We start from the raw sequence: 1,911 nt of genomic DNA on the forward strand, positions 1-1,911 counted from the left end.
TGCTTCCATCGGGAATAAGGATCTGGCAGCCTGAGTTCCCAACTAAAATACTCTCCAGGAAAACCGGGGCGGTTCAAATTGTGGCAATAGATCATATAAATTAATATCTCCATATTGATAGATTTTAACTTATAGGATTTGCGTTGATAGCCCGCTACATTTATAGCCGATCAGGAGTTTCAGGAAGTTTGCATCAGGAAGATACCCACAATTTTTACATTTTTCTTCTTTACCTTCCTACAAACAATTTCATGCCCCAAAAGGCGAGCTATCGCCAAATAAAACTATTAGCAAGCTAATTATGCGGTTTGCTTCATATAGTACGCCCGAGCATTCTGGTAGCTAGAGCCAGGGGCGGTAGCGTGCCTCATGACATCAAGGTTACATCACCAATGGCCAGAAGTGGTTTAGAAGTTCAGCAAGCGGCTGTGAAAGCCCTGTTCCTGCGCGAGATTAAGACGCGCTTTGGCAAGTACCGTTTAGGGTACTTATGGGCAATACTGGAGCCTGCGGCGCATTTGCTCGTTTTATTGGCTATTTTTGGCTACATCATGCATCGCACAATGCCTGATATTTCGTTTCCAGTATTTTTGCTTAACGGGTTAATACCTTATTTTTTGTTCAGCAGTATAGCCACGCGTTCAATAGGTGCCATAGAAGCGAATCAGGGGCTATTTAATTATCGACCAGTAAAACCGGTTGATACTATTATTGCTCGTGCATTACTCGAAACGCTCATATACAGCGGTGTATACATTGTTCTTATGTGTGTTGTTGGAATGTTTGGTGAAATATTTTCAATTACTAGCATTCTCACCTTAATTTTGACCTGGAGCCTGCTTGTTATTTTTGCCTTCGGTATAGGTCTGATTTTTATGGTACTTGGTAAGACGTTTCCTGAGACAGAAAAGTTCTTACCAATAATGCTCAAACCTCTTTATTTTATTTCCTGCGTAATGTTTCCGCTCCATGCTGTTCCGAAGGAGTATTGGCCGTATCTACTTTGGAATCCTATTATTCACGCTGTTGAATTAAGCCGGGAGTCTGTCGTTGCAGGCTATGTCAGCGAAGGCGTAAGTTTGAATTATTTGGCACTTTGCGCATTGGTTGCTCTCTTTTTAGGTCTGGCGGTTTATCGTACACGCGAAGAGGCAATGCTAACGTCATGATTAGAATAGAAAACCTGACTAAATCATATCGCACCCCTAAAGGAAGACACTACGTTTTTAAAGATTTAAACATTGAGTTGCCATCCGGAAAAAGCGTAGCGTTGATAGGGAGAAATGGTGCGGGTAAATCAACGTTACTAAGGATGATTGGCGGCATAGATCGTCCTGATAGCGGGAAGATCGTTACTGACAGCTCTATCTCATGGCCTGTAGGGCTTGCCGGTGGGTTCCAGGGGAGCTTAACTGGACGAGAAAATGTGAAGTTTGTCGCCAGGCTATATGCCAAAAAAGAAGAGCTAAAAGAGAAAATCGCTTTTGTGCAAGAGTTTGCTGAATTAGGTAAGTATTTTGATATGCCTATAAAAACTTATTCATCAGGCATGCGATCTCGTTTGGGTTTCGGGCTAAGTATGGCTTTCAAGTTTGATTATTACCTAGTTGATGAAGTTACCGCAGTTGGTGATGCAAGATTTAAACAAAAATGCGCTGAGCTATTCAATGAAAGGCATTTAGAGTCAAGTTTTTTGATGGTTTCGCATAGTCTGAATTCATTGAAAAAATATTGTGAAACAGCACTGTTGTTCAGAAATGATAATCAGATCTCATTCCATGAGAATGTGGATGAAGCAATTTCATTGTATACTGAGAGTGAAAATAAAAAACTCAAGCGCGAATTCAGATAATAAGTGCAACGCTCGGACATGATTGTGGAGAGTGTAGGAGGAAGGGTTAACTACCGATA

General features: G+C 41.3%; 2 protein-coding genes. Both read left to right on the top strand.

Translation table 11 applies throughout. The annotated features are described in order from the left end of the window. Positions 1–392 precede the first annotated feature (392 nt). On the top strand, positions 393–1,169 hold the full coding sequence (locus ACSZPU_RS25430; protein ID WP_249573282.1) for an ABC transporter permease: 777 nt from the start codon (positions 393–395) through the stop codon (positions 1,167–1,169). Further along, entirely contained in the window at positions 1,166–1,852 is a 687-nt protein-coding gene (locus ACSZPU_RS25435; protein ID WP_499004377.1) for an ABC transporter ATP-binding protein, read from the top strand. Before ACSZPU_RS25430 ends, ACSZPU_RS25435 begins: the two co-directional genes overlap by 4 nt. Positions 1,853–1,911: the final 59 nt, after the last annotated feature.

Origin of the sequence: Phytobacter sp. V69 (genome assembly GCF_965644215.1) — a bacterium.
Taxonomy (GTDB): domain Bacteria; phylum Pseudomonadota; class Gammaproteobacteria; order Enterobacterales; family Enterobacteriaceae; genus Phytobacter.